Origin of the sequence: Brevibacterium gallinarum, assembly GCF_014836885.1 — a bacterium.
Taxonomy (GTDB): domain Bacteria; phylum Actinomycetota; class Actinomycetes; order Actinomycetales; family Brevibacteriaceae; genus Brevibacterium; species Brevibacterium gallinarum.
Genome location: NZ_JACSPY010000003.1, coordinates 216,063 through 235,927 on the forward strand (window position 1 = coordinate 216,063; position 19,865 = coordinate 235,927).

Here is a 19,865-nt window from a genome sequence, read left to right on the forward strand (position 1 = left end):
GTCGTCAGTGTAGTCCTCTGGCCGAGGGTCAGTGCCGCGGATCGTGTTCGCCGGCGGTGAACCCTCCGGTGGATCCGAAGCCGCGGTCGCTGCGCTCGGAGTCCTCCAGGCTGTCGACGAGGCAGAAGTCGGCGTGGATGACCCGCTGGATGATGAGCTGGGCGATGCGGTCGCCGCGGCGGATCGTGTAGGCGGCGTGCAGGTCGACGTTGATGAGCGGCACTCTGATCTCGCCGCGGTACCCGGCGTCGATCGTGCCGGGGCTGTTGACGACGGTGATCCCGTGCTTCGACGACAGTCCGGAGCGCGGGTGCACGAACCCCGCGTAGCCCTCCGGCAGGGCGATCGCAATGCCGGTGCCGACTGTTCGGCGCTGACTCGGCTCGAGCACCACGTCTTCGGTTGCACACAGATCGGCACCGGCGTCGCCGCGGTGTCCGTAGGAGGGCAGGGCGATATCCGGGTCGAGCTGTCTGATCTCTATCCGCAGTTCTTCATATGCCACATTGACGCACTCTAGCCCGGTACCCGAGTCAGTGCCACCGTCGCAGGACGTCCGGGTCTCCCCGACCTGGTCTGGCTGCTGCCGGTCGCTGGCCTGTGGGATACTCGAGGCATGCCCGCCACGACTGATTCCTCGAACACTGTGCGCTACCGTGAACGGCTCTGGCCGACCTTCGGCTGGTGGTTCGTTGCAGCGTTTCTGTCCGCGATGACGGCAGCGATCGTCTTCCCCGTCTGGAGCTGGGGCGCGATCGTGGTCCCTATCGTCGTCTTCGCACTGGTGGCCGTGTGGCTGCGGTCGGCTTCGGCGGTCATCATCGTCACCGACACCGAGTTCATCGCAGGGCCGGCGCATATCGAGCGCAGCTTCATCGCGGAGGCTCAGCCCTGTGACAAGGCGCAGTCCTTCGCCGAGCGCGGGCCGCTGCTCGACGCGCTGGCCTTCCTCATGCTCCGGCCGTGGGAGCCGCGGCTGGTCAAGGTCATCATCGACGACCCGGACGATCCGACACCGTACTGGCTGGTGTCGTCGAAGGATCCGCAGGCACTGGCTGCTGCGCTGAATTCACAGCGCTGAGGCAGCGCCGCTCCTGAGGCTGGATGCGAAAGAGCACCGGCAATCCCTCAGGATTCCGGTGCTCCTATCGTCTTCTCTCAGCTCGCTCGCGGCTCAGCCGGCGCAGTCGGTGCAGATCGGCACGCCGCCGTCGTCGGTGGCCAGCTGCGAATGATGCCGCACAAGGAAGCACTCCATGCAGGTGAACTCGTCGTTCTGCTTCGGCAGCACACGCACCGACAGCTCCTCGTTGGACAGATCGGCACCTGGGAGTTCGAACCCTTCTGCTGCAACCGCTTCGTCTTCATCGACTTGGCTGGCCTGCTGCTGATTCCGCTGAGCCTTCAGCTCTTCGAGGGAGTCACTGCTGAGTTCGTCTTCCTGCTTACGAGGTGCGTCGTAGTCTGTCGCCATCTGGCCTGATCACTCTCCGCTGATATGTGAATTGGAGTGGACGGTCGCCATAGAGTACCACTCATGCCTATGTCGTGACACCGTTTTGTATCTCATGGAATTGTGCACGCCATCGGGTCATTTCGCAACAGGAAGCCGGCAAAGACACTTGTGATTCACCACATCGATGCTCAGACGATGCCGGCGTGCGGCACAAATGCGATGACGATGGGTAAGCTGAGACCTTGTCCACCGTTGTCGGAACGAGAAGGAAACTGCATGAGCGAATTCGAGAATGAGCTTGATAAGCGCGTCAGCGAACTGCAGGAGCAGCTCGCGCAGGCACGCCGTGAAGACAATGAGCATCTCGTCGAGTCTCTCGTCGGCCAGCTCGAAGGAATCGTCGACCTGGCCGATGCCAATGATGTCGACACCGGTGCAATGAAGCGCGTCCTGGCCACCGAGACCGGGCAGATCCCGATCGTCGAGGATCCGAACGACAGCTGAGTCCCCCTCCCCTGAGCCGCCGTTCATCCCCGACCAGCATCGGAGCTCGGCTCCAGCGCTGAGACCCGTTCTCTGCCGAGTCAGGCGCCGCGCTCGCACCGCTGAACGCTCATGCCCTCACCTGTCAGCAGGTGAGGGCATGAGTGTGCAGCAGGGAGGAGACATCAGCCTGCAGCGGATTCCCACTGCGGGAGAACGGGCTTGTCCCGCATTCCCCGGCAGCATTCGATCGAGCACGCGCCGCTGCCGGGAACCAGCGGGCCCTCCGGGGTGACCGCCGGCGCCTCGACGTCCTCACCGCGGCGCTGGGCGGCCCGCTCTTCGACGAGATCGACGAGTCCGGAGACGAAGGCCTCATGCGTGCCGACGGTGGCGGCCCGGGTGAAGGCCATCCCGAGTTCGCCAGCAGTCTCCTTGGCCTCGGTGTCGAGGTCGAACTTGACCTCCATATGATCGGAGACAAATCCGATCGGCACCAGGATGACGCCTTCGACGCCCTCGGCCTTCAGCTCTGCCATCCGGTCGTTGACGTCTGGTTCGAGCCACGGCACATGCGGCGGGCCGGAGCGGGAGCAGTAGACGAGTTCAGCGTCGCGCGTCAGCTCGCCGCCGAGCTGGTCGGCGATCCAGTCGATAAGCTGCTGGTGCTGGCCCTGGTAGCCGGCGGTCCGGACCTCGGATGCCGACTGCATGGCGTTCGGGATCGAGTGTGTGACGTAGAGCAGCCGGTGCTTGGCGGGGTCGATCTCTCCGACCTGTGCGCGGAAGTCAGTCAGGGCAGCGCGCACTGCATCGAGTTCGGCTTGGGCGAATCCCGGATGGTTGTAGTACTGGCGGATCTTGTCGATCTCGACATCGATGCCGTCGTCAGCAAGCTGAGCCGTCACGCCGGCGAAGTCTTCGCGGTACTGGCGGCACGAGGAGTAGGAGGAGTACGCCGAGGTGTCGATGGCGAGGAACGTGCGTGCTCCTGCTGCTGCGCGCTCACGCAGCACATCGGCCAGGAATGGGTCCCAATTGCGGTTGCCCCACAGCACTGGGGCGTCGATTCCGCGTGCGGCGAAGGCATCCTCGAGCGCAGACTTGAGCGCTCGGTTCTGTTCGTTGATCGGTGAGCGGCCGCCGAAGGAGTAGTAGTGCTCGCCGACTTCGGTGAGGCGTTCGTCTGGGATGCCGCGCCCGCGTGTGACGTTCTGGAGGAACGGCAGCACGTCTTCGGGGCGTTCCGGCCCGCCGAAGGACATGAGCACGACTGCGTCAAAGGGTTTGAGATTCGAAGTGGTCACGGGCTCCATTCTAGGACCTCGGCGGTCCCTCGCCACGGCGGTCAGGCTGGTGGGAGCGTCTGTCTCACGACTCGCCCGCATATCTGCGCGGTTTGCCGTTGCCGGTGTGACACGATCGGATTCAACCGGATTATGTGGAAGGTGAGGCAATGACGGAGCTGACGTTTCGCGGTGTGCACAGCGACGGCGAGCACCTGCAGCTGAGCGACGCCGCCGGCAATGACTATCTCCTCCTGATCGACGAAAGCCTCTACGCTGCCATCCGCGCCCACCGGCTCGAGTCGGCTGCGCAGAAGCAGCAGCGTCACGGCCAGCAGGTCCGCCCGCGGGACATCCAGGCGATGATCCGCTCGGGCATGACCGCAGAGGAAGTCGCCGATGCCACCGGGGAATCCCTGGAGCACATCCGCCGCTACGAGCATCCAGTGCTCGCTGAGCGCGGGCACATCTCCCGGCAGGCGCGGGAGACCCTCGTCTATCCGGACAGTTCTCCCGATGATTCACCCTCCCCGCTCGTCCGTCTGTGCGAAGAGCGTTTGAAGCTGCGTGATGTCGATATCGAGACGATGTCCTGGGATGCCTGGAAGCAGAATTCCGGAAGCTGGTATGTCGAGCTGTCCTTCATCGCAGCTGATCGCCGGCGCCGCGCGGGCTGGGAGTACTCACGTGGCTCGATGATCCCTCTTGACGATGAGGCACGCTGGCTGGCCGATTCCGGCCCGACGGATTCGGGTCCGATCCCGAACTACGGCTCCGGCAGCGAACGTGCCTACAACGCTGAACATCAGGATTCCTCGGGATCGGATGCCACACCGCTGCGCGACCACCAGGCGGAGACCGGCCGCATCCTCGAAAGCCTCCGCCGCCGGCGCAGCCGCAGCGCTGAGACCGGCGCGCTCGATTCGCAGAACCCGCGCACCGATGGACCCGTTCCTGGTGTCGATCCGGCCGAAGCCGCTGCAGATGCACCGGTACAGCCGGTTCCGCAGCAGCAGAGCCGCGGACGCCTGCACGCTGTTGCCGATGCGCCGGCAGCCCGGCCAGACGGTGCGCATACAGCGCTCAGCGCCCCGGAGGAGGCCGACGACGCTGGACGCCTTCCGCTGCCGGCCGAGCAGCCCGGCAGCAGCCAGTCGGCGGCACCCGGTGGTGCCGCGCAGTCGACCTTCGACATCTTCGATGATCAGCCCTCGCTGCTCGATGAGCCCGGTGTCAGCGATGGCCGCAACTCGACACAGCCGATCATGACGTCGCAGCCGGATGCACCGCAGGCAGGCAGCCCGGCCGCAGCCGAGCCCACGAGCGGTGGTTCCGCCTCGGGCAGTGCGGCAGATTCCGGTGAGAGCGCAGAGCCGGCCGGTGAGGAGCCGAAGAAGAAGAACGGCCGGTCCTCGGTTCCCAGCTGGGACGAGATCATGTTCGGCACCAAACGCGACTGACCTTCTGAGCGGAGCCGGTTGAGCAGGAGACCTCCTGGTCAACCGGCTCTTGTCATGCCGGGCTCACAGATGCGCCGGGATTCGGCCGGTCAGCCGGACGGGGATGTCGGAATCGGCGATGAGGGTCGGATCGTGCGTGACGAGGACGACGAGTTCCTCGCTCAGTCCCCTGCGCAGGTCGGCCATGAGCGCGGCTGCCATCTCCTCATCGAGGTGGGCGGTCGGCTCATCGAGGACCACCACCTCGGCGTCGGCCAGCAGGGTGCGCGCAACGGCCAGGCGCTGCCGCTGGCCACCGGACAGATGCCCGCCGCCGGCACCGATCCGCTCGTCGAGTCCGATGTCGGCGGCAAGCGCACCGAGTCCGACGCGTTCGAGCGCCGACTGCAGCTCAGCGTCGCTGGGTCTGTCCTCGCGCGGACGGGCGATGAGCAGGTTCGCCCGCAGCGTCGAGTCGAAGACGTGCGCTTCCTGCGGGCACCACGAGATCCGGCCGGCCAGGTCCATCGGCAGGCAGGTGAGTGCGTCGGTGTCGTTGAGCTGGTAGCGGCCGGTGCGCGGGTCGAGGAACCGCAGCAGCACGCTTACAAGCGTCGTCTTGCCCGCACCTGACGGGCCGGTGACAGCAGCCACCCCACCGCGGGGCAGCACGGCGCTGAGGCCGGTGAAGACGTCGGTCCGGGTGCCCGGCCAGCGCGCCGAGATGTCGGACAGCGTCAGCTCGGTGATCCGTTCGGGGCTCACCCCGGTGGCAAGACCGCCTGCGTCGTCTGCCGGATCGAGATCGTCGACGCGGGCGAGGATCCGTGCCAGTCCCGGCCACTGCTGGACAGCGGACAGCGAGTCGGCGAAGGCGTCGATGAGCGCCAGCGGCAGCAGCACGGTGACGGCGAGCAGTTCGCCGCTGAGCTCACCGGCTGAGACCTGGCCGGCGAGCACCGGGATCATGATGATGCCGGTGAGCACACCTACAGCGGTGATGATGCCCTCTCCGAGACCAGTGGCGCGGATCGCTGCTGATTCGTAGGCCGCTGCCGAGGCGTCAGCGCGTGTGAACTGTGCCGCGGCCGGTGCGGTGCGGCTCGCGGCGATGAGGTCCTCACGGGCATAGAGCAGACGCGAGAGCACGCCGAGTGCCTGCTGCCGAACCGTCAGTGCTGCACTGCTGGCCGCGCGGTCTGCCCGCACCGTCGCCCACGGTGCGGCACCCAGGCACAGCAGACCGCCGACGAGCATGATGAGTGCGGCTTCCCAGGCGATGACGGCCAGCGTGCCCACTGCGGCGAGCGTCACGCCGAGGGCGACGACTGGGGGCAGCACGACACGGGGGGCGATGTCGCGAATGTCGTCGACATCGGCGATGAAGCGCGTGAGTGCGATGTCGCCGCGCAGCAGGGTGCGGTTGGCGGTGCCGGCGCGGGCGAAGCCGATCCACATCCGCTCCCGCAGGTCGATGAGGGCACGCAGCACCGCGTCGTGCAGGGCCAGTCGCTGCAGGTAGGTGAACACCGCCCGAGACAGTCCGAAGAAACGCACGCCGACGATCGCGACGAGCAGGTACATGATCGGCGGCTGGGCAGATGCGCGGACGATGAGCCAGGCGGAGACGCCGGTGAGTGCAGCGCCGGCGGCGACAGCAGCGACGCCGTAGAAGACAGCCAGCCAGAACTTCACCGAGCGCATGTCGACTGCCGTTGCCAGCCGGCGCAGCAGCGTGCCCGTCGGCACGGCCGGCGCAGCTGTCTGCTCATCGGCTGCAGCTGTGTCCCGGCTGCCAGCCGGGACTGCTGGATAGCCCGCCGTCGTGTCGGCTGCGGATGCAGCGGGGACGGAGCGGTCGGTGACCGCCGGTCGCGCGGCGGATGTCAGACGGATGTGTGCGTCGGCTTCGGAGACGAGGGTCTCGTCGTGGGTCGCGGCGATGACCGGGCGAATGCGCGCGAGCCGGTGCAGGGTCTGCCGCACCGCGGCTGCGGCAGCGGCGTCGAGGTGGGCGGTCGGTTCGTCGACGAGGATAAGTTCGGCGTCGCGCTGGGCGCACACGCGGGCGATGGCCAGCCGGCGCTGCTCCCCCGGGCTCAGCGCAGCGCATGGCATCTCAGGGTCGACGTCGAGAGCTGCAGCGGCGGAGATCTCGATGGTCTCCTCGGTAGTGAGCTCACGGCCGGCGTACAGCGAGAGCTCTTCGATGACCGTCGGTGCGAACATCCGCGGGCCCTGCCCGGCATAGGCGACGCGGGCGGGGACGCCGGTGAGGCTGCCGGTGATGCGGCATTCTGCTGTCTCGGTGCTGCGGACCAAGCCTGCGAGCACGCCGAGCAGCGTGCTCTTGCCCGATCCGGAGGTGCCGGTGACCGCGGTGAGGCCGGTGCCCGGCACCTCGGCGGTCAGCGGCGGCAGTGCCGGCTGCTGGCGGGAGGCGTAGGAGACGCTGAGCTCGGTGAAGGTGACCGGGGTGCCGGCAGGGCCCGTCTCCGGGCTGTCAGGTGCCGGTGTGAGTCCGAGGCGCTCGGCGACAGGGTGCTCGGTCATGGCCGAGACACGGTCGTAGGCGGCGACGCCGTTCTCGGTCGAGTGGAATGCCGCCCCCAGACGGCGCAGCGGGAGGAAGCACTCCGGGGCGAGGATGAGGGCGAAGAGCCCCGCCTCCAGGCCCATGTGACCGTAGACGAGCCGCACGCCGATGAAGACTGCCACGACCGCGACTGAGATGGTGGCGATGAGCTCCAATGCCAGAGCGCTGATGAAGGCCACACGCAGGGTCTGCATGGTGGTGGCGCGATAGCTGGTGCTCATGCGCCGCAGTGCGGCGGTCTGCGCGGCGACTCGGCCGAGGCCGACGAGGACGGGCAGGCCGCGGGCGAGTTCGACGATGTTGGTCGAGAGCTGGTCGAGCGCGCGCGTGGCGTCGGCGACGCGGTTCTCGGTGTAGCGGCCGATGAGGATCATGAACATCGGCACGAGCGGCAGGGTCAGGATGAGGATCAGCGAGCTGACCCAGTCGGTGAAGAGGACCCGGACGATGATGAGGCCGGGGATGAGCGCACTGGCCAGCAGCGCGGGCAGCACCCCGGTGAAGTAGTCATCGAGATCGTCGAGGGTGCGGGTTGCGGTGAGCGCGAGCGCCCCGTCTGAGGCCGGCAGGTCGCGACCTGAGCCGGCGAGGCTGCGGTCGACGAGGCGGGAGCGCAGCGTCGTCTTGAATCCCACGGCGGCACGCGCCCCGGCTGTCTTCGACGCCCAGGTTGCCAGACCGCGGATGAGGGCCCCGATGATGCCGAGCGCGGCAGCCGTGGTGATCGCCCGGCCCTCCATCGCTGCGACGATGCCGCGGGCGATGCCGTCAGCGACGAGGATGAGGCCGAGGGCCTGGGCTGCGGCGATGAGGCCGAGCAGCCATAGCGCCCGCCGGCCCTGTGGGGCCGCGAGCGCTATGGCGACAGGCGAGCGGCGCTGTGTCCGGCTCACTGATGGTGGCTGCGGATTGCGACCGGCACCTGGTGGGCTGGCGGGATGTGCTCGGTCTTGAGCCGCTTGGCGAATACCGAGTAGCTCCAGATCTGGTATGCCAGCACGATCGGCACGAAGACGATGGCGACGATGAGCATGACCGTGAGCGTGTATCCCGAGGACGAGGCGTTCGAGACCGTCAGCGAGAATGCGTCGTCGACCGTCGAGGGCAGCACCTTCGGGTAGATGGCCAGGAACACCGCCGTCACGCCGACGGCGAGGAACAGTGCCTGGGCGAAGAACGCCGACTTCTCAGCGTCCTTGCGGATCTGCAGCCACATCACCACAGCGAGCACTGCGGCGACGACGATGAGTCCCCAGCCGATGAGTCCGCCGTGCATGAACTGGACAATGATGACCCAGGCGACGAGCGGCAGCAGGAACACCGGCGCCAGCTTGGCGGCCAGCGCGCGGGCCCGGAACCGGACCTCGCCATCGGTCTTGAGTGAGATGAACAGCAGGCCGTGCAGCAGGCAGAACCCGACGACGCCGAGTCCGCCGATGATGGCGTAGATGTTGACCCAAGCGAAGGCACCGCCGATGTTGTCGCCGTTCTCGTTGAGCGGCAGACCGGTGGTGGTCAGCGCCAGCATCGCACCGACGCAGAACGCTGCGAGGGCGGAGCCGCCGGCCAGGCACCAGGTCCAGCCGTTGCGCCAGGCCTCTGTGTGGCCCTTGCCGCGGTACTCGATGGCAACGGCGCGCAGGATGAGTGCGAGCAGCGCGAGCGTCAGCGGCAGGTACAGCGCTGAGAACAGCGAGGCGTACCACATCGGGAAGGCTGCGAAGGTCGCACCGCCGGCGGTGAGCAGCCACACCTCGTTGCCGTCCCAGACGGGGCCGATGGTGTTGAGCAGCACGCGGCGCTCCTTCTCGTCACGGGAGAAGCCCTTGAGCAGCATCCCGACACCGAGGTCGAATCCTTCGAGGAACAGGTAGCCGAGCCAGAGGACGGCGATGAGAATGAACCAGATTGTCGGCAGAAGATCCATGTTCTCCCCTTAGTACGCGAACGACAGTACGTCGTCGTCACTCTTGTCGACTGTGGGTTTGTAGTTGGCCCTGTCGATCTCCGGCATGGCCGAGACGACGCCGCCGCGGGAGTAGACCATGATGAGCTTGAGCTCGAAGACCATGAGCACTCCGTAGATGAGCGTGAGCGCGATAAGGGAGAAGAGCATCTCCGCTGCGCTGACCGATGGTGAGATCGCAGCCGCCGTGTAGAGGAACACCCCGTCGACTCCCGATGGGTCGGGGTTCGGTGCGACGACGAACGGCTGACGGCCCATCTCGGTGAACACCCAGCCGGCGGAGTTCGCGATGAACGGTGCTGCGATTCCCCACAGCGCCAGGCGTGAGAGGAACTTCGAGCGCGGCACGGTGCCCTTGCGGGTGACGATGAGCGCGTAGACTGCCGCAGCTGCACCGAGCACGCCGAAGCCGATCATGAGGCGGAAGCCCCAGTAGGTGACGATCATGAGCGGCTGGTAGTCGACTTCCTGCCCGGAGTAGGCGCCGTACATCTCACCTTCCGGCAGCGTCGTGCCGTATTTCTCCTGGTACTCGGGGATGAGGGTGTTGACGCCGGGCACCTCGGTGTCGAAGTCGCCGTTGGCCAGGAAGGACAGCAGTCCGGGGATCTCGATGACCGGAGTGACGTCGTCACACTGGTTCGAGGCCAGGTTGCCGATCGTGAGCACGGAGAACTCGTGCCCGTCGTGGCAGGCGCCCTCTGCCGAGGCCATCTTCATCGGCTGCTGCTCGTACATCAGCTTGGCCTGGATGTCACCGGTGATGGCGACGAAGACGAAGGCGATGACCGCCGCCCAGGCGCCGATGCGCAGCGACTTGTACCACACGGTATGGTCCTTCTCGTCGCGGCCGGGCACCTCGGGAGCGGAGCCGACGATGACCTTGCCGGTCTTCTCGTCGATCGTGTCGATGCCGTCGACCCGGCGGCGCCACAGGTGGTACCAGGCGATGCCGAGGAGGAAGGCGCCGCCGACGGCGACCGAACCGGCCAGTGTGTGGGTATAGGCCGCCCACGCGGTGTTGTTCATCAGCACCGCCCCGACGTCGACCATCTGCGGGCGGCCGTCGATGATCTCCACACCGACAGGGTGCTGCATCCACGAATTGGCGACGATGATGAAGTAGGCGGAGATCCATGAGCCGATGACGGCAGCCCACAGAACACCGAGGTGGACCTTGCGATTCAGGCGTCCCCAGCCGAAGATCCACAGGCCGAGGAATGTCGATTCGAGGAAGAAGGCGATGAGCGCCTCCATCGCCAGCGGAGCTCCGAAGACGTCGCCGACGAAGCGCGAGTACTCTGACCACGCCATGCCGAACTGGAACTCCTGGACGATGCCGGTGGCCACGCCCATGATGAAGTTGATGAGGTACAGCTTGCCCCAGAACTTGGTGGCACGCAGCCACATCTCGTTGCCGGTGCGGTGGTACATCGTCTGCAGAATGGCGACGAGCAGACCCAATCCCAGGGTCAGCGGCACCATCCAGAAGTGGTACACCGTGGTGATGCCGAACTGCCATCGGCCGATCAGTACCGGATCCACCTTCTCCTCCTGTCTCCGCGCAGGCTGGGGAATTCCTGCCTGCGGGCTGGGAAATCTACCTGCAAGTAGAGTATCGGCTTGACCGCGCTTGCGTTCGAAAGCCCACATCGCACGCCCTGCTGTCTCATTAGCTGAACTTGCGACGAGACAGGCCCGAAGTGCCCGCTGGCCATATTTTCCTTGACCCTGCTGTGCCCCTGGGCTTTACTGGGAGGTGGCCTGAAACAGACACGCCGTTTCGGACCATGCCAGGTGCTCATCATTATCAGCACTAAACTGTTGCTAAAAGCAGGCGAAACCACGACAGGGAGAGTACGTAGGTGGCAACTCTGGGTGAACTCGAGCGCAGTGTCATGAATGCGCTGTGGAACTCAGTCGACGGCATGACCGCTGCCGATCTTCGGGTCGCGCTGGCTGACCGCGACCTCGCGCTGACCACGGTCCATACGGTGCTCACGCGCTTGGAGAAGAAGGGCTTCGCCCGCCGGGATCGCTCCGAGCGCCCGCACCGCTATCTTGCGCTCTCCACGCGCGAGGAGCATGTCGCCGAACTCATGAATGAAGTCCTCGACCAGGCGTCGGACCGCCAGGCCGTACTCGCACGCTTCCTCGGCACTGTCTCCGACTCCGACACGGCATTCCTCAGCAGGCTCCTCCAGCGCCGCGGCGCCGACAGCTGACCGTCCCCTCATCTGATGCTCTTCAGCGCAGTGCTGCTCACAGCGCTCGCGGTTGTCCTTGCCTGGCCGATCCCCCGTCTCTTCGCCCGTTATCCCGGAAGCCGTGATCCGGCGGCGCGTCTGCTGCTGTGGCAGGCCATCGGTTTGGCCGGAGGGCTCTCACTGACCTCGGCTGTCCTCATCCTCGCGTTCATGCCCTTCACCCGCGCGCCGGGGCCGGCAGAAGGGGGCAGCCTTAGCGCTCTGAGCTGGTGGAACTGGCTGCTCGTCGGGCTGGGGGCTGCGCTGCTGCTGCGGCTGCTCAGCAGCCTGGTGATCCACTGGATCAGGGTGCAGCGTCAGCGACGCCGGCACGCCGCGCTTGTCGCGGTGCTCACCGAGCCCTCGCAGGAGCTTCCGCATACGAGGATCCTCAAGGTCGATGAGCTCGTCGCCTACTGTCTGCCGCAGGGCCAGCACGGCACCACGGTGCTCTCAACGGGACTGATCGCTGCTCTCAGTCCTGCCGAACGCGATGCCGTCGTCGCCCATGAGCGCGCCCACCTGCGCAGCCGGCACGAACTCGTCGTGCTGCCCTTCGCCGCATGGCAGCATGCACTGCCCTTCCTGCCGGCAGCACGCCAGGCTCTCGATCAGGTGACCCGGCTCATCGAGGTGATGGCCGATGATGTGGCCCGCCGCACGGTGCCGGCTGACGACCTCGCGGCCGCTGTCCGGGAGATGAGCCGTCTGCAGGCCGGGCATTACAGCCGCACTCTGAGTGCTGAGCGGCTCGCCCGGCTGGAGCATCCGCTGCCTCGACCGTCTGGGGCGCTGCGCTCGGCAGTCGTCATCGTCTCGGCAGCGCTCGTCGTCAGTCCGCCGGTGGTCGCTGTGGTCGAGCTGCTCAGCGTCTGAGCGCCGGGCTCAGGCGTCGATCTTCTCGGCGTCGAGGACTGCGGCACCGGAGACGATGAACTGCTTGCGCGGCGCGACCTCGGAGCCCATCAGCAGGCCGAACGTCGTCTCAGCGGCTTCGGCGTCGGCCATCGTCACCCGCCTGAGGGAGCGCAGCTGCGGATCCATCGTCGTCTCGGCCAGCTGGTCGGCGTCCATCTCGCCCAGGCCCTTGTATCGCTGGGGTGTCTTGTACGCCTTCTTCGACCGGTCGAGCTTGCGCAGCTCGCGGGTCAGCTCCTTCTCCGAATACGTGTAGATGTAGTCGTTGGCCTTGCCGCGGTTGACCACCTCGATGCGATGCAGCGGCGGCACGGCGGCATAGACACGGCCCGCCTCGACGAGCGGGCGCATGTACCGGAAGAACAGCGTCAGCAGCAGCGTGCGGATGTGGGCGCCGTCGACATCGGCGTCGGTCATGATGATGATCTTGCCGTAGCGGGCGGCATCGACATCGAAGGTGCGGCCGGTGCCGGCACCGATGACCTGGATGAGGGCCGAGCATTCGGCGTTGGCCAGCATGTCGCCGACCGAGGCCTTCTGCACGTTGAGGATCTTGCCGCGGATGGGGAACAGCGCCTGGAACTCGGAGTCCCGGGCCTGCTTGGCAGTGCCCATCGCCGAGTCGCCTTCGACGATGAACAGCTCGGAGCGGTCGAGGTCGTTCTTGCGGCAGTCGTAGAGTTTGGCCGGCAGGGACGAGGATTCGAGGGCGGTCTTGCGCCGCTGGTTCTCCTTGTGTGTCCGCGCCGAGATCCGGGACTTCATCTCGGAGACGACCTTCTCCAGCAGCAGGGTGGCCTGCTGCTTGTGCGGCCGCTTCGTCGACGAGAGGATCTCCCCGAGCTGCCGGTCGACTGCACGCGCCACGATCTGCCGCACCGCCGAGGTGCCGAGCACCTCCTTCGTCTGGCCCTCGAACTGCGGTTCGGCCATCCGCACCGTGACCACGGCTGTCAGGCCGGCGAGCACATCGTCCTTCTCCAGTCTGTCCTTGCCGACCTTGAGCTTGCGAGCGTTGGCCTCCACGGCTTTGCGCACGGTGCGCAGCAGCGCCGTTTCGAAACCGGCGACGTGGGTGCCGCCCTTGGGCGTGGCGATGATGTTGACGAAGCTCTTGACCCGGGTTTCGTAATCCCGGCCCCAGCGCAGCGCGATGTCGACACCGACCTCACGCTCGACTTCGGTCGAGACCATATGGCCCTGCTCGTCGAGGACGGGCACCGTCTCCTTGAAGGTCTCGGAACCGGTCAGCCGCCACGTGTCGGTCAGAGCTTCGTCATGGGCGAGGTGATCGACGAACTCGGAGATGCCACCGTCGAAGCGGAACTCCTCGGCCCGGGATTCGATGATCTCGCCGGTCTCGTCGCGGGCGATCCCCCGGTTGTCGGTCACCCGGATCGCCAGGCCCGGAACGAGGAAGGCCGTCTGGCGGGCGCGGTCGATGAGCGCGCCGTAGGTGAAATCGGCGTCCTTGAGGAAGATCTGCGGATCAGCCCAGTAGCGCACGCGGGTGCCGGTCACTCCGCGTTTGGCCTTGCCGACGATGTCGAGCTCGGAGGCCTTCTTGAAGGGGGTGAACGGGTTGTCCGGGGACGGCTCGCCGCTGCTGTCGTCGAAGCGGCCGGGCTTGCCGCGCTGGAAGGACATCCGATAGACCTTCGAGGCGCGGGTCACCTCGACGTCGAGGCGGGCCGAGAGCGCGTTGACAACCGAGGCGCCGACGCCGTGCAGTCCGCCGACAGCGGCGTAGGATCCGCCGCCGAACTTGCCGCCGGCATGCAGCTTCGTCATGACGACCTCAACGCCGGTCAGCCCGGTCTTGGGCTCGATGTCAACGGGGATGCCGCGGCCGTTGTCGGCCACGGTGACGGAGCCGTCCGGGTGCAGGGTGATGTCGATGTCCTCGCCGTGGCCGCCAAGGGCCTCGTCGACGGAGTTGTCGATGATCTCCCACAGGCAGTGCATGAGCCCGCGCGAATCAGTCGAGCCGATGTACATTCCCGGGCGTTTGCGCACGGCATCAAGCCCTTCGAGGACGGAGAGCTGACGCGCTCCGTATTCCTTGTCCGAGGCCTTCTTGACTGCCACGCTTCCACCCTTTCGTCGTCACTGCTGCTCTGCGGTCACTGCAGGGCCGCCATCAGAGTCTATGCGCTCATGCGTTCGATCGCCTGCTGCCATGCCGTGCACCGCAGGATCGGCTCTCCGCTACGCTGGACGTGTGATGTCCTCCCCTCCCCTGGCTCGCACGACCGGCCCGGTATCCGCCGTGCTGCTCAGCGCTGGTCTGCTGCTCAGCGGCTGCAGCAGCCAGCCCGCGTCGGCACCCACGGCGCCTGCCACCTCGACGCCGGTAGCAGGTGAGACGGTAGGCTCCGGTTCGCCGAGCCCGCCTGCGACCGCAGAGGCGCTCGACGGGCTCACGATCGCCGTGGATCCCGGCCACAACGGCAGGAACAGCAGGAATCCCTCGGAGATAAACCGGAAAGTGCCCGACGGCCGGGGCGGCACGAAGGCCTGCAACACCACCGGCACCGCCACTGCAGGCGACTACCCGGAGCACGCCTTCACCTTCGATGTCGCCGAGCGTGCCAGGGAGCTGCTCGAAGGCGCCGGCGCCGAGGTGGTGATGTCGCGTGCCGATGACGATGGCGTCGGGCCGTGTGTCGATGAGCGCGGGCAGTTCGCCGGTGAGGCGGGCGCCGATGCGCTTGTCAGCATCCATGCCAACGGCACCGCTGACACCTCGGCGCGCGGCTTCCATGTCATCGTCGTCGACGATGCCGTCCACGCGGATGTGGAGGAGCCCAGCCGGGCCATCGCCGAGCAGATGGTCAAGGCATTCGAGGACGCCGAGTTCGATCCGAATCCCGCCTACGGCAGGGACGGGGTCGTCGCCCGCACCGACATCGCCGGGCTCAACCACGCCGAGGTGCCGGCGGTGATGATCGAATGCGGTGAGATGCGCAACCGCGATGAGGCCGCGCTGATGGAGTCCGAAGAGGGTCGACAGCGCTACGCCGAGGCGATCGTCGCAGGCCTCGAAGCGCACTTCGCCGAGCAGTGACCGCACTTCGCCGGCCAGCGACACCGGGAGTCTGTCTTCCGGGCCGCTGATGACAGGAACCGGGTCCCAGAATGGAACCCGGCTCCGTGTGTCTTTCGCATGTGTCAGTCGAGGTAGTCGCGCAGGACCTGCGAGCGCGAGGGGTGGCGCAGCTTGGCCATCGTCTTCGATTCGATCTGGCGGATGCGCTCACGGGTGACCCCGTAGACCTTGCCGATCTCATCGAGGGTCTTCGGCTGGCCGTCGTTGAGGCCGAACCGCATCGACACAACGCCGGCTTCACGCTCGGAGAGCGTGTCGAGCACCGAGTGCAGCTGTTCCTGCAGCAGGGTGAAGCTGACCGAATCGGCCGGCACAACGGCTTCGGAGTCCTCGATGAGGTCACCGAACTCGGAGTCGCCGTCCTCGCCGAGCGGGGTGTGCAGCGAGATCGGCTCACGACCGTACTTCTGCACCTCGATGACCCGCTCCGGGGTCATGTCGAGTTCCTTGGCGAGCTCTTCCGGAGTCGGTTCGCGACCGAGATCCTGCAGCATCTGCCGCTGGACGCGGGCGAGCTTGTTGATGACCTCGACCATGTGCACCGGGATGCGGATGGTGCGCGCCTGGTCGGCCATGGCACGGGTGATCGCCTGGCGGATCCACCAGGTGGCGTAGGTCGAGAACTTGAAGCCCTTGGTGTAGTCGAACTTCTCGACTGCGCGGATCAGACCGAGGTTGCCTTCCTGGATGAGGTCGAGGAAGAGCATGCCGCGGCCGGTGTAGCGCTTGGCCAGGGAGACGACGAGGCGCAGGTTGGCTTCGAGCAGATGGTTCTTGGCCAGCCGGCCGTCGTGGATGATCCACTTGTAGTCGCGGACGTCCTTGGCTTCGGTGACCTCACCGGCATTGAGCAGGTGCTCGGCATACATGCCGGCTTCGATCCGCTTGGCGAGGTCGACCTCTTCAGCGGCGTTGAGCAGCGCGACCTTGCCGATGAGCTTGAGGTAGTCCTTGACCGGGTCAGCGGTCGCGCCAGCGGAGACGACCTGCTGGGCTGGCTGGTCGTCGTCATCGGTGTCGGAGACGACGAAGCCTCCGGCTTCCTTGACGGCCTCGTCCTTCTTCTCTTCCTGCGCGTTCTTCGTCTCGGTTTCGCTGGCCAGGGCTTCTGCCTCGAGCTGCTCGACCGGCACCTCTGGGGCTGCACCGTCCGCACCCTTGGCGGCAGCTGCGGCGTCCTTGGCCTCAGCGTCGAGCCCTGCGTCCTTGGCGGTGGTCTTCTTCGCGGTCGTCTTCTTGGCAGTGGTCTTCTTCGCCGCCGTCAGCTTGGAGGCGGTCTTCTTGGCACCGGTCGCCGAAGCGGTCGACTTCCGAGCTGCAGGCTTCTTCTCGGCTGCCGCCTTCGAGGTGGTCTTCTTCTCCGCGTCCTCGGACTTCTTGGCGGCCGTCGTCTGCTTGGCAGCCGTCGTCTTCTTGGCCGCGGTGGTCTTCTTCGCCGTCGACGTCGTCTTCTTCTCCGCAGTCGACGTGGCAGACGTGGTCTTCTTGGCACCGGCAGAGGAGGCGGCGGTCGTGCCCTTCTTGGCGGTCGTCGTCTTCTTGGCGGTGGTGGTCGTCTTGGCCGCTGGCTTCTTTGCAGCAGTCGTCTTCGAAGCCGTGGTCGACTTCGCGGTGCTCGTCTTCTTCGCAGCGGTGCTCTTCGCTGCGGGCTTCTTCGAAGCGGCCGATGCCTTCGCCGTGGTCGTTGCCGACTTCTTCGATGCGGTTGACTTCGACGAAGTGTCCGTCGATGCGGCAGTGGTGCTCGAATCCTTGGCGTCTGTCGGCACTGGATCACCTTTCGGAGGAGTCGTGTCTGGCCCAGCTGACACTCTTCGAGCATCAGTAAGACCCTTGTCAAGCAGGGCGACGAGCCTGTGGACAGCTCGTCCGCTTGACCGGGTCAACACGCCATTCTGTCACGATATTCCCCACCGCGCTAATCACAGGCACGCAGCGGACCGATTGACAAGACCCTCTCCAGGTGATGTCTGCCACACCATCTGGCAGGTGCGGCTGATCCGCCGGTTCAGCCCTCCAGCACGGGAGGATCATTCCTGTCGAACGAAAGTTCCTGCGGCTCGAAGGGAAGTTCCTGCAGCTCAGGCTCCCTTCGGGATGGCAGCGCCGCGACGGGGGCGGAGCCGGATCGCAACGCTGGGGCCTCATCGCCCATGACCGGCTCGCGCACCGGTTCCTGTGCCCACAGCGGCAGCGTGGGCGTCATGACCGCTCGGGAGACGAGCCTGGCCAGCGTGCACGTGCTGTCGATGGTCAGCGCATTGCGGGCGAAGCACAACGCGAATGATGCGCGCCCGATCGACCACTCCATCCAGGCGATCATCGACAGCACCGCAGGCAGGTGCTCCATCCGCACGTACGTGGCCATCATCTTGAGCAGCAGGATTCCATAGGCGGACGCGCGGGCGTTCGGCCGCCGTGAGCTCAAGCCCGGCAGCTCAGCGGTCGCTTCAGCCAGCGGAGCGACCGCCTCGGCGTAGGCGGCGAACTCACCGGGTTCCATCCGCCGCATATCCTCGGGCAGAAACGCACTGTGTTCGAAGCTCACGAGCATCAGCACCGCATCGCGACCCCACTTCTCCTGACACAGCGCCTCGAATCCGAGCACCGCCTTCGGATCCGGAGCCGGAAGCGCGTTGAGGCTGTGCTGCTCACCGGATTCGATGAGTTCGGCGTAGCGCAGCACCTCAGCCAGCCACGCCTCGAACAGCTCATCCCGCTCATGGGCTGCTCCCCGCGTGCCGGTGATGACGCTCTCGAGGGCCAGGTCGCATTCCGGCAGGGCGGTGGCGGCTGAGAAGCTGGCGAAGGGGTCACCGTTGGCGCGGCTGAGCTGACGGAAGGACTGCGTGCGCTCAAGCTCGCAGACCGTCCCGGAGCGCCGCCCCGCTGAGAAGGAGCCGTACCCGGCCTGTGAGACCCACCATGCGCTGTGGGCGGTGAAGCCGGTGCACTCCAGTGCTTCGCGGATGAGCTCCAGGGGCACCGCGTAGTGATCGAAGGCATCGTCGAGGGGATCCTCTGCCCAGCGCGCTCGCACCGCCTCGTCCATGTCAGCGGAGAAGAGCACCGGGATGACGTACTGCGCTGCCGAGACCCGGGCTAAGGCACAGACCGGTTCGAGCAGGTCCGTCTCGGTGGCAGCGGCGACGGCCTCGAAACCGAAGTCGATGCGCAGGGTCGGACCGAAGCTGATATGTCCGCCGTCACGGTCATAGCTGACCAGCACCAGGGACTCGGTCGGCTGATAGGTCAGCAGGTGCGGGACCGCGCTGATGAGTTCAGGGGCGAGGTGTTCAGGAGCAGCATTCATGCCCTCACTGTGTGCTGTGCCGCCGTTGCGGGCACCGGGCCGTGTGCCAGCTGTGGACAGCGGCAGGCTGTGCACACCGGCGCCGACCAGTCGTGCCCAGCTGGCGTGCAGCAGTGCCCAGCTGGCGTGCAGCAGTGCCCGGCTGGCGTGCAGCAGTGCCCGCCGGTCTACAGTAAGGCGCATGGGACGCAGACGGGCCAAAGACGAGGCACAGCAGCGCGAGTACGCCATCTCCACCGGCACCGTACGCATCGAACCGGTGCCAGCCGAACCCGACTCGTGGGTCCTCTACGTCAACGGCGTGCCGAGCTCGTGCATCACGCTCAGCGACCCGACCCGCCTGGACTTCGAGTACCTCGACTGGATGGCCCGCGCGATCGACGTGCTCTTCGACACAGGTCAGACCCTGCGTGCTGTGCACATCGGGGCGGCCGGCTGCTCACTGGCCCGCTACATCGACGCGACCCGGCCCGGGTCCCGGCAGACCGCCATCGACATCGACCAGAAGCTCCTCGAATACGTCCGCGAGTGGTTCGACCTGCCCCGCTCCCCTGCGCTCAAGCTGCGTGCAGGCGACGGTGCGACAGAGATCACCACGTTTCGCGACGACGCCCTCAGCCTCGTCGTCCGTGACGCCTTCAGCGCCGATGAGACGCCGGGCCAGCTTGCCGACGACACGTTCTTCTCCCATGTCGCACGCACGCTTCGACCCCAGGGCATCTACCTCGCCAACATCGCCGACCGTCCCCCGCACGCCAGCGCCCGCGCAGAGCTGACACGGATGCGGCAGCACTTTGCGCACATCGTGCTCATCGCCGATCCCAGCCAGCTGCGCGGCCGGCGCTTCGGCAATCTCATCGCCCTCGCCTCGGGAACGGACATCGACGACATCGCACTGGCCAAGGCGCTGCGCGCCGGCCCGGTCGTCGCCTCGGTGCTGGCGGGCCGGAAGCTCGCTGACTTCTGCGGCTGGTCGGCAACACGCAGGTGAACTCCTCCTCAATTCTGTGCCGCCGACATGCCTGTGGTGACGGGGGCGTGAGAACACGGCAT

General features: G+C 66.5%; 16 protein-coding genes. 7 read left to right on the forward strand and 9 right to left on the reverse strand.

Annotated features, from left to right (window positions below; genetic code table 11):
• Positions 1 to 28: 28 nt before the first annotated feature.
• Positions 29 to 505: a dUTP diphosphatase gene (dut, locus tag H9634_RS05130; RefSeq protein WP_191725671.1), complete on the reverse strand. Its 477-nt coding sequence runs from the start codon at positions 503 to 505 to the stop codon at positions 29 to 31.
• A 111-nt stretch (positions 506 to 616) separates the two neighbouring features.
• Here dut and H9634_RS05135 point away from each other — a divergent pair, with 111 nt between their 5' ends.
• Complete coding sequence (locus H9634_RS05135; RefSeq protein WP_175294925.1) at positions 617 to 1,081, forward strand: DUF3093 domain-containing protein; 465 nt, start codon at positions 617 to 619, stop codon at positions 1,079 to 1,081.
• Positions 1,082 to 1,174: 93 nt separating this feature from the next.
• Here H9634_RS05135 and H9634_RS05140 read toward each other — a convergent pair whose 3' ends face one another.
• Entirely contained in the window at positions 1,175 to 1,474 is a 300-nt protein-coding gene (locus H9634_RS05140) for a DUF4193 domain-containing protein (RefSeq protein WP_191725672.1), read from the reverse strand.
• A gap of 258 nt (positions 1,475 to 1,732) precedes the next feature.
• On the opposite strand from H9634_RS05140, the gene H9634_RS05145 reads away from it, so the two are divergent.
• The gene (locus tag H9634_RS05145; RefSeq protein ID WP_170274278.1) at positions 1,733 to 1,960 is read left to right on the forward strand and encodes a hypothetical protein; all 228 of its coding nucleotides are present in this window, start codon (positions 1,733 to 1,735) and stop codon (positions 1,958 to 1,960) included.
• A gap of 164 nt (positions 1,961 to 2,124) precedes the next feature.
• On the opposite strand, the gene H9634_RS05150 is transcribed toward H9634_RS05145, so the two are convergent.
• Positions 2,125 to 3,255 (reverse strand): ferrochelatase, encoded by a 1,131-nt coding sequence (locus H9634_RS05150; protein ID WP_404801667.1) that lies wholly within the window; start codon positions 3,253 to 3,255, stop codon positions 2,125 to 2,127.
• 140 nt (positions 3,256 to 3,395) lie between these two features.
• Between H9634_RS05150 and sepH the strand changes: the two genes are divergently transcribed.
• Entirely contained in the window at positions 3,396 to 4,685 is a 1,290-nt protein-coding gene (sepH, locus tag H9634_RS05155) for a septation protein SepH (protein WP_191725674.1), read from the forward strand.
• Positions 4,686 to 4,748: 63 nt separating this feature from the next.
• Here sepH and cydC read toward each other — a convergent pair whose 3' ends face one another.
• From cydC to H9634_RS05170, 3 genes are read right to left on the reverse strand one after another with little or no spacing between them, the layout of a single operon-like run.
• The gene (gene cydC / locus H9634_RS05160; protein WP_318245005.1) at positions 4,749 to 8,153 is read right to left on the reverse strand and encodes a thiol reductant ABC exporter subunit CydC; all 3,405 of its coding nucleotides are present in this window, start codon (positions 8,151 to 8,153) and stop codon (positions 4,749 to 4,751) included.
• Positions 8,150 to 9,187 (reverse strand): cytochrome d ubiquinol oxidase subunit II, encoded by a 1,038-nt coding sequence (gene cydB / locus H9634_RS05165; RefSeq protein WP_191725675.1) that lies wholly within the window; start codon positions 9,185 to 9,187, stop codon positions 8,150 to 8,152. Before cydB ends, cydC begins: the two co-directional genes overlap by 4 nt.
• A gap of 9 nt (positions 9,188 to 9,196) precedes the next feature.
• Positions 9,197 to 10,771: a cytochrome ubiquinol oxidase subunit I gene (locus H9634_RS05170; RefSeq protein ID WP_191725676.1), complete on the reverse strand. Its 1,575-nt coding sequence runs from the start codon at positions 10,769 to 10,771 to the stop codon at positions 9,197 to 9,199.
• 320 nt (positions 10,772 to 11,091) lie between these two features.
• Between H9634_RS05170 and H9634_RS05175 the strand changes: the two genes are divergently transcribed.
• Positions 11,092 to 11,451 (forward strand): BlaI/MecI/CopY family transcriptional regulator, encoded by a 360-nt coding sequence (locus H9634_RS05175; protein WP_175294931.1) that lies wholly within the window; start codon positions 11,092 to 11,094, stop codon positions 11,449 to 11,451.
• A gap of 15 nt (positions 11,452 to 11,466) precedes the next feature.
• Positions 11,467 to 12,348, forward strand: a complete 882-nt coding sequence (locus tag H9634_RS05180; protein WP_191725677.1) for a M56 family metallopeptidase — start codon at positions 11,467 to 11,469, stop codon at positions 12,346 to 12,348.
• 9 nt (positions 12,349 to 12,357) lie between these two features.
• Here H9634_RS05180 and H9634_RS05185 read toward each other — a convergent pair whose 3' ends face one another.
• Positions 12,358 to 14,478, reverse strand: coding sequence for a DNA gyrase/topoisomerase IV subunit B (locus tag H9634_RS05185; RefSeq protein WP_191725678.1), 2,121 nt, complete (start codon positions 14,476 to 14,478; stop codon positions 12,358 to 12,360).
• A gap of 136 nt (positions 14,479 to 14,614) precedes the next feature.
• On the opposite strand from H9634_RS05185, the gene H9634_RS05190 reads away from it, so the two are divergent.
• On the forward strand, positions 14,615 to 15,457 hold the full coding sequence (locus H9634_RS05190) for an N-acetylmuramoyl-L-alanine amidase (protein ID WP_191725679.1): 843 nt from the start codon (positions 14,615 to 14,617) through the stop codon (positions 15,455 to 15,457).
• Between the two features lie 104 nt (positions 15,458 to 15,561).
• Here H9634_RS05190 and H9634_RS05195 read toward each other — a convergent pair whose 3' ends face one another.
• Together H9634_RS05195 and H9634_RS05200 are read right to left on the reverse strand one after the other, a co-directional pair.
• Positions 15,562 to 17,268, reverse strand: a complete 1,707-nt coding sequence (locus H9634_RS05195; RefSeq protein WP_191725680.1) for an RNA polymerase sigma factor — start codon at positions 17,266 to 17,268, stop codon at positions 15,562 to 15,564.
• A 239-nt stretch (positions 17,269 to 17,507) separates the two neighbouring features.
• Entirely contained in the window at positions 17,508 to 18,995 is a 1,488-nt protein-coding gene (locus H9634_RS05200) for a DUF4192 family protein (protein ID WP_191725681.1), read from the reverse strand.
• On the opposite strand from H9634_RS05200, the gene H9634_RS05205 reads away from it, so the two are divergent.
• Positions 18,994 to 19,803 carry a spermidine synthase gene (locus H9634_RS05205; RefSeq protein ID WP_191725682.1) on the forward strand — a complete coding sequence of 270 codons (810 nt, stop codon included), beginning with the start codon at positions 18,994 to 18,996 and terminating at the stop codon, positions 19,801 to 19,803. The two genes, H9634_RS05200 and H9634_RS05205, sit on opposite strands and share 2 nt — an antisense overlap.
• The last annotated feature ends 62 nt before the right edge of the window (positions 19,804 to 19,865 follow it).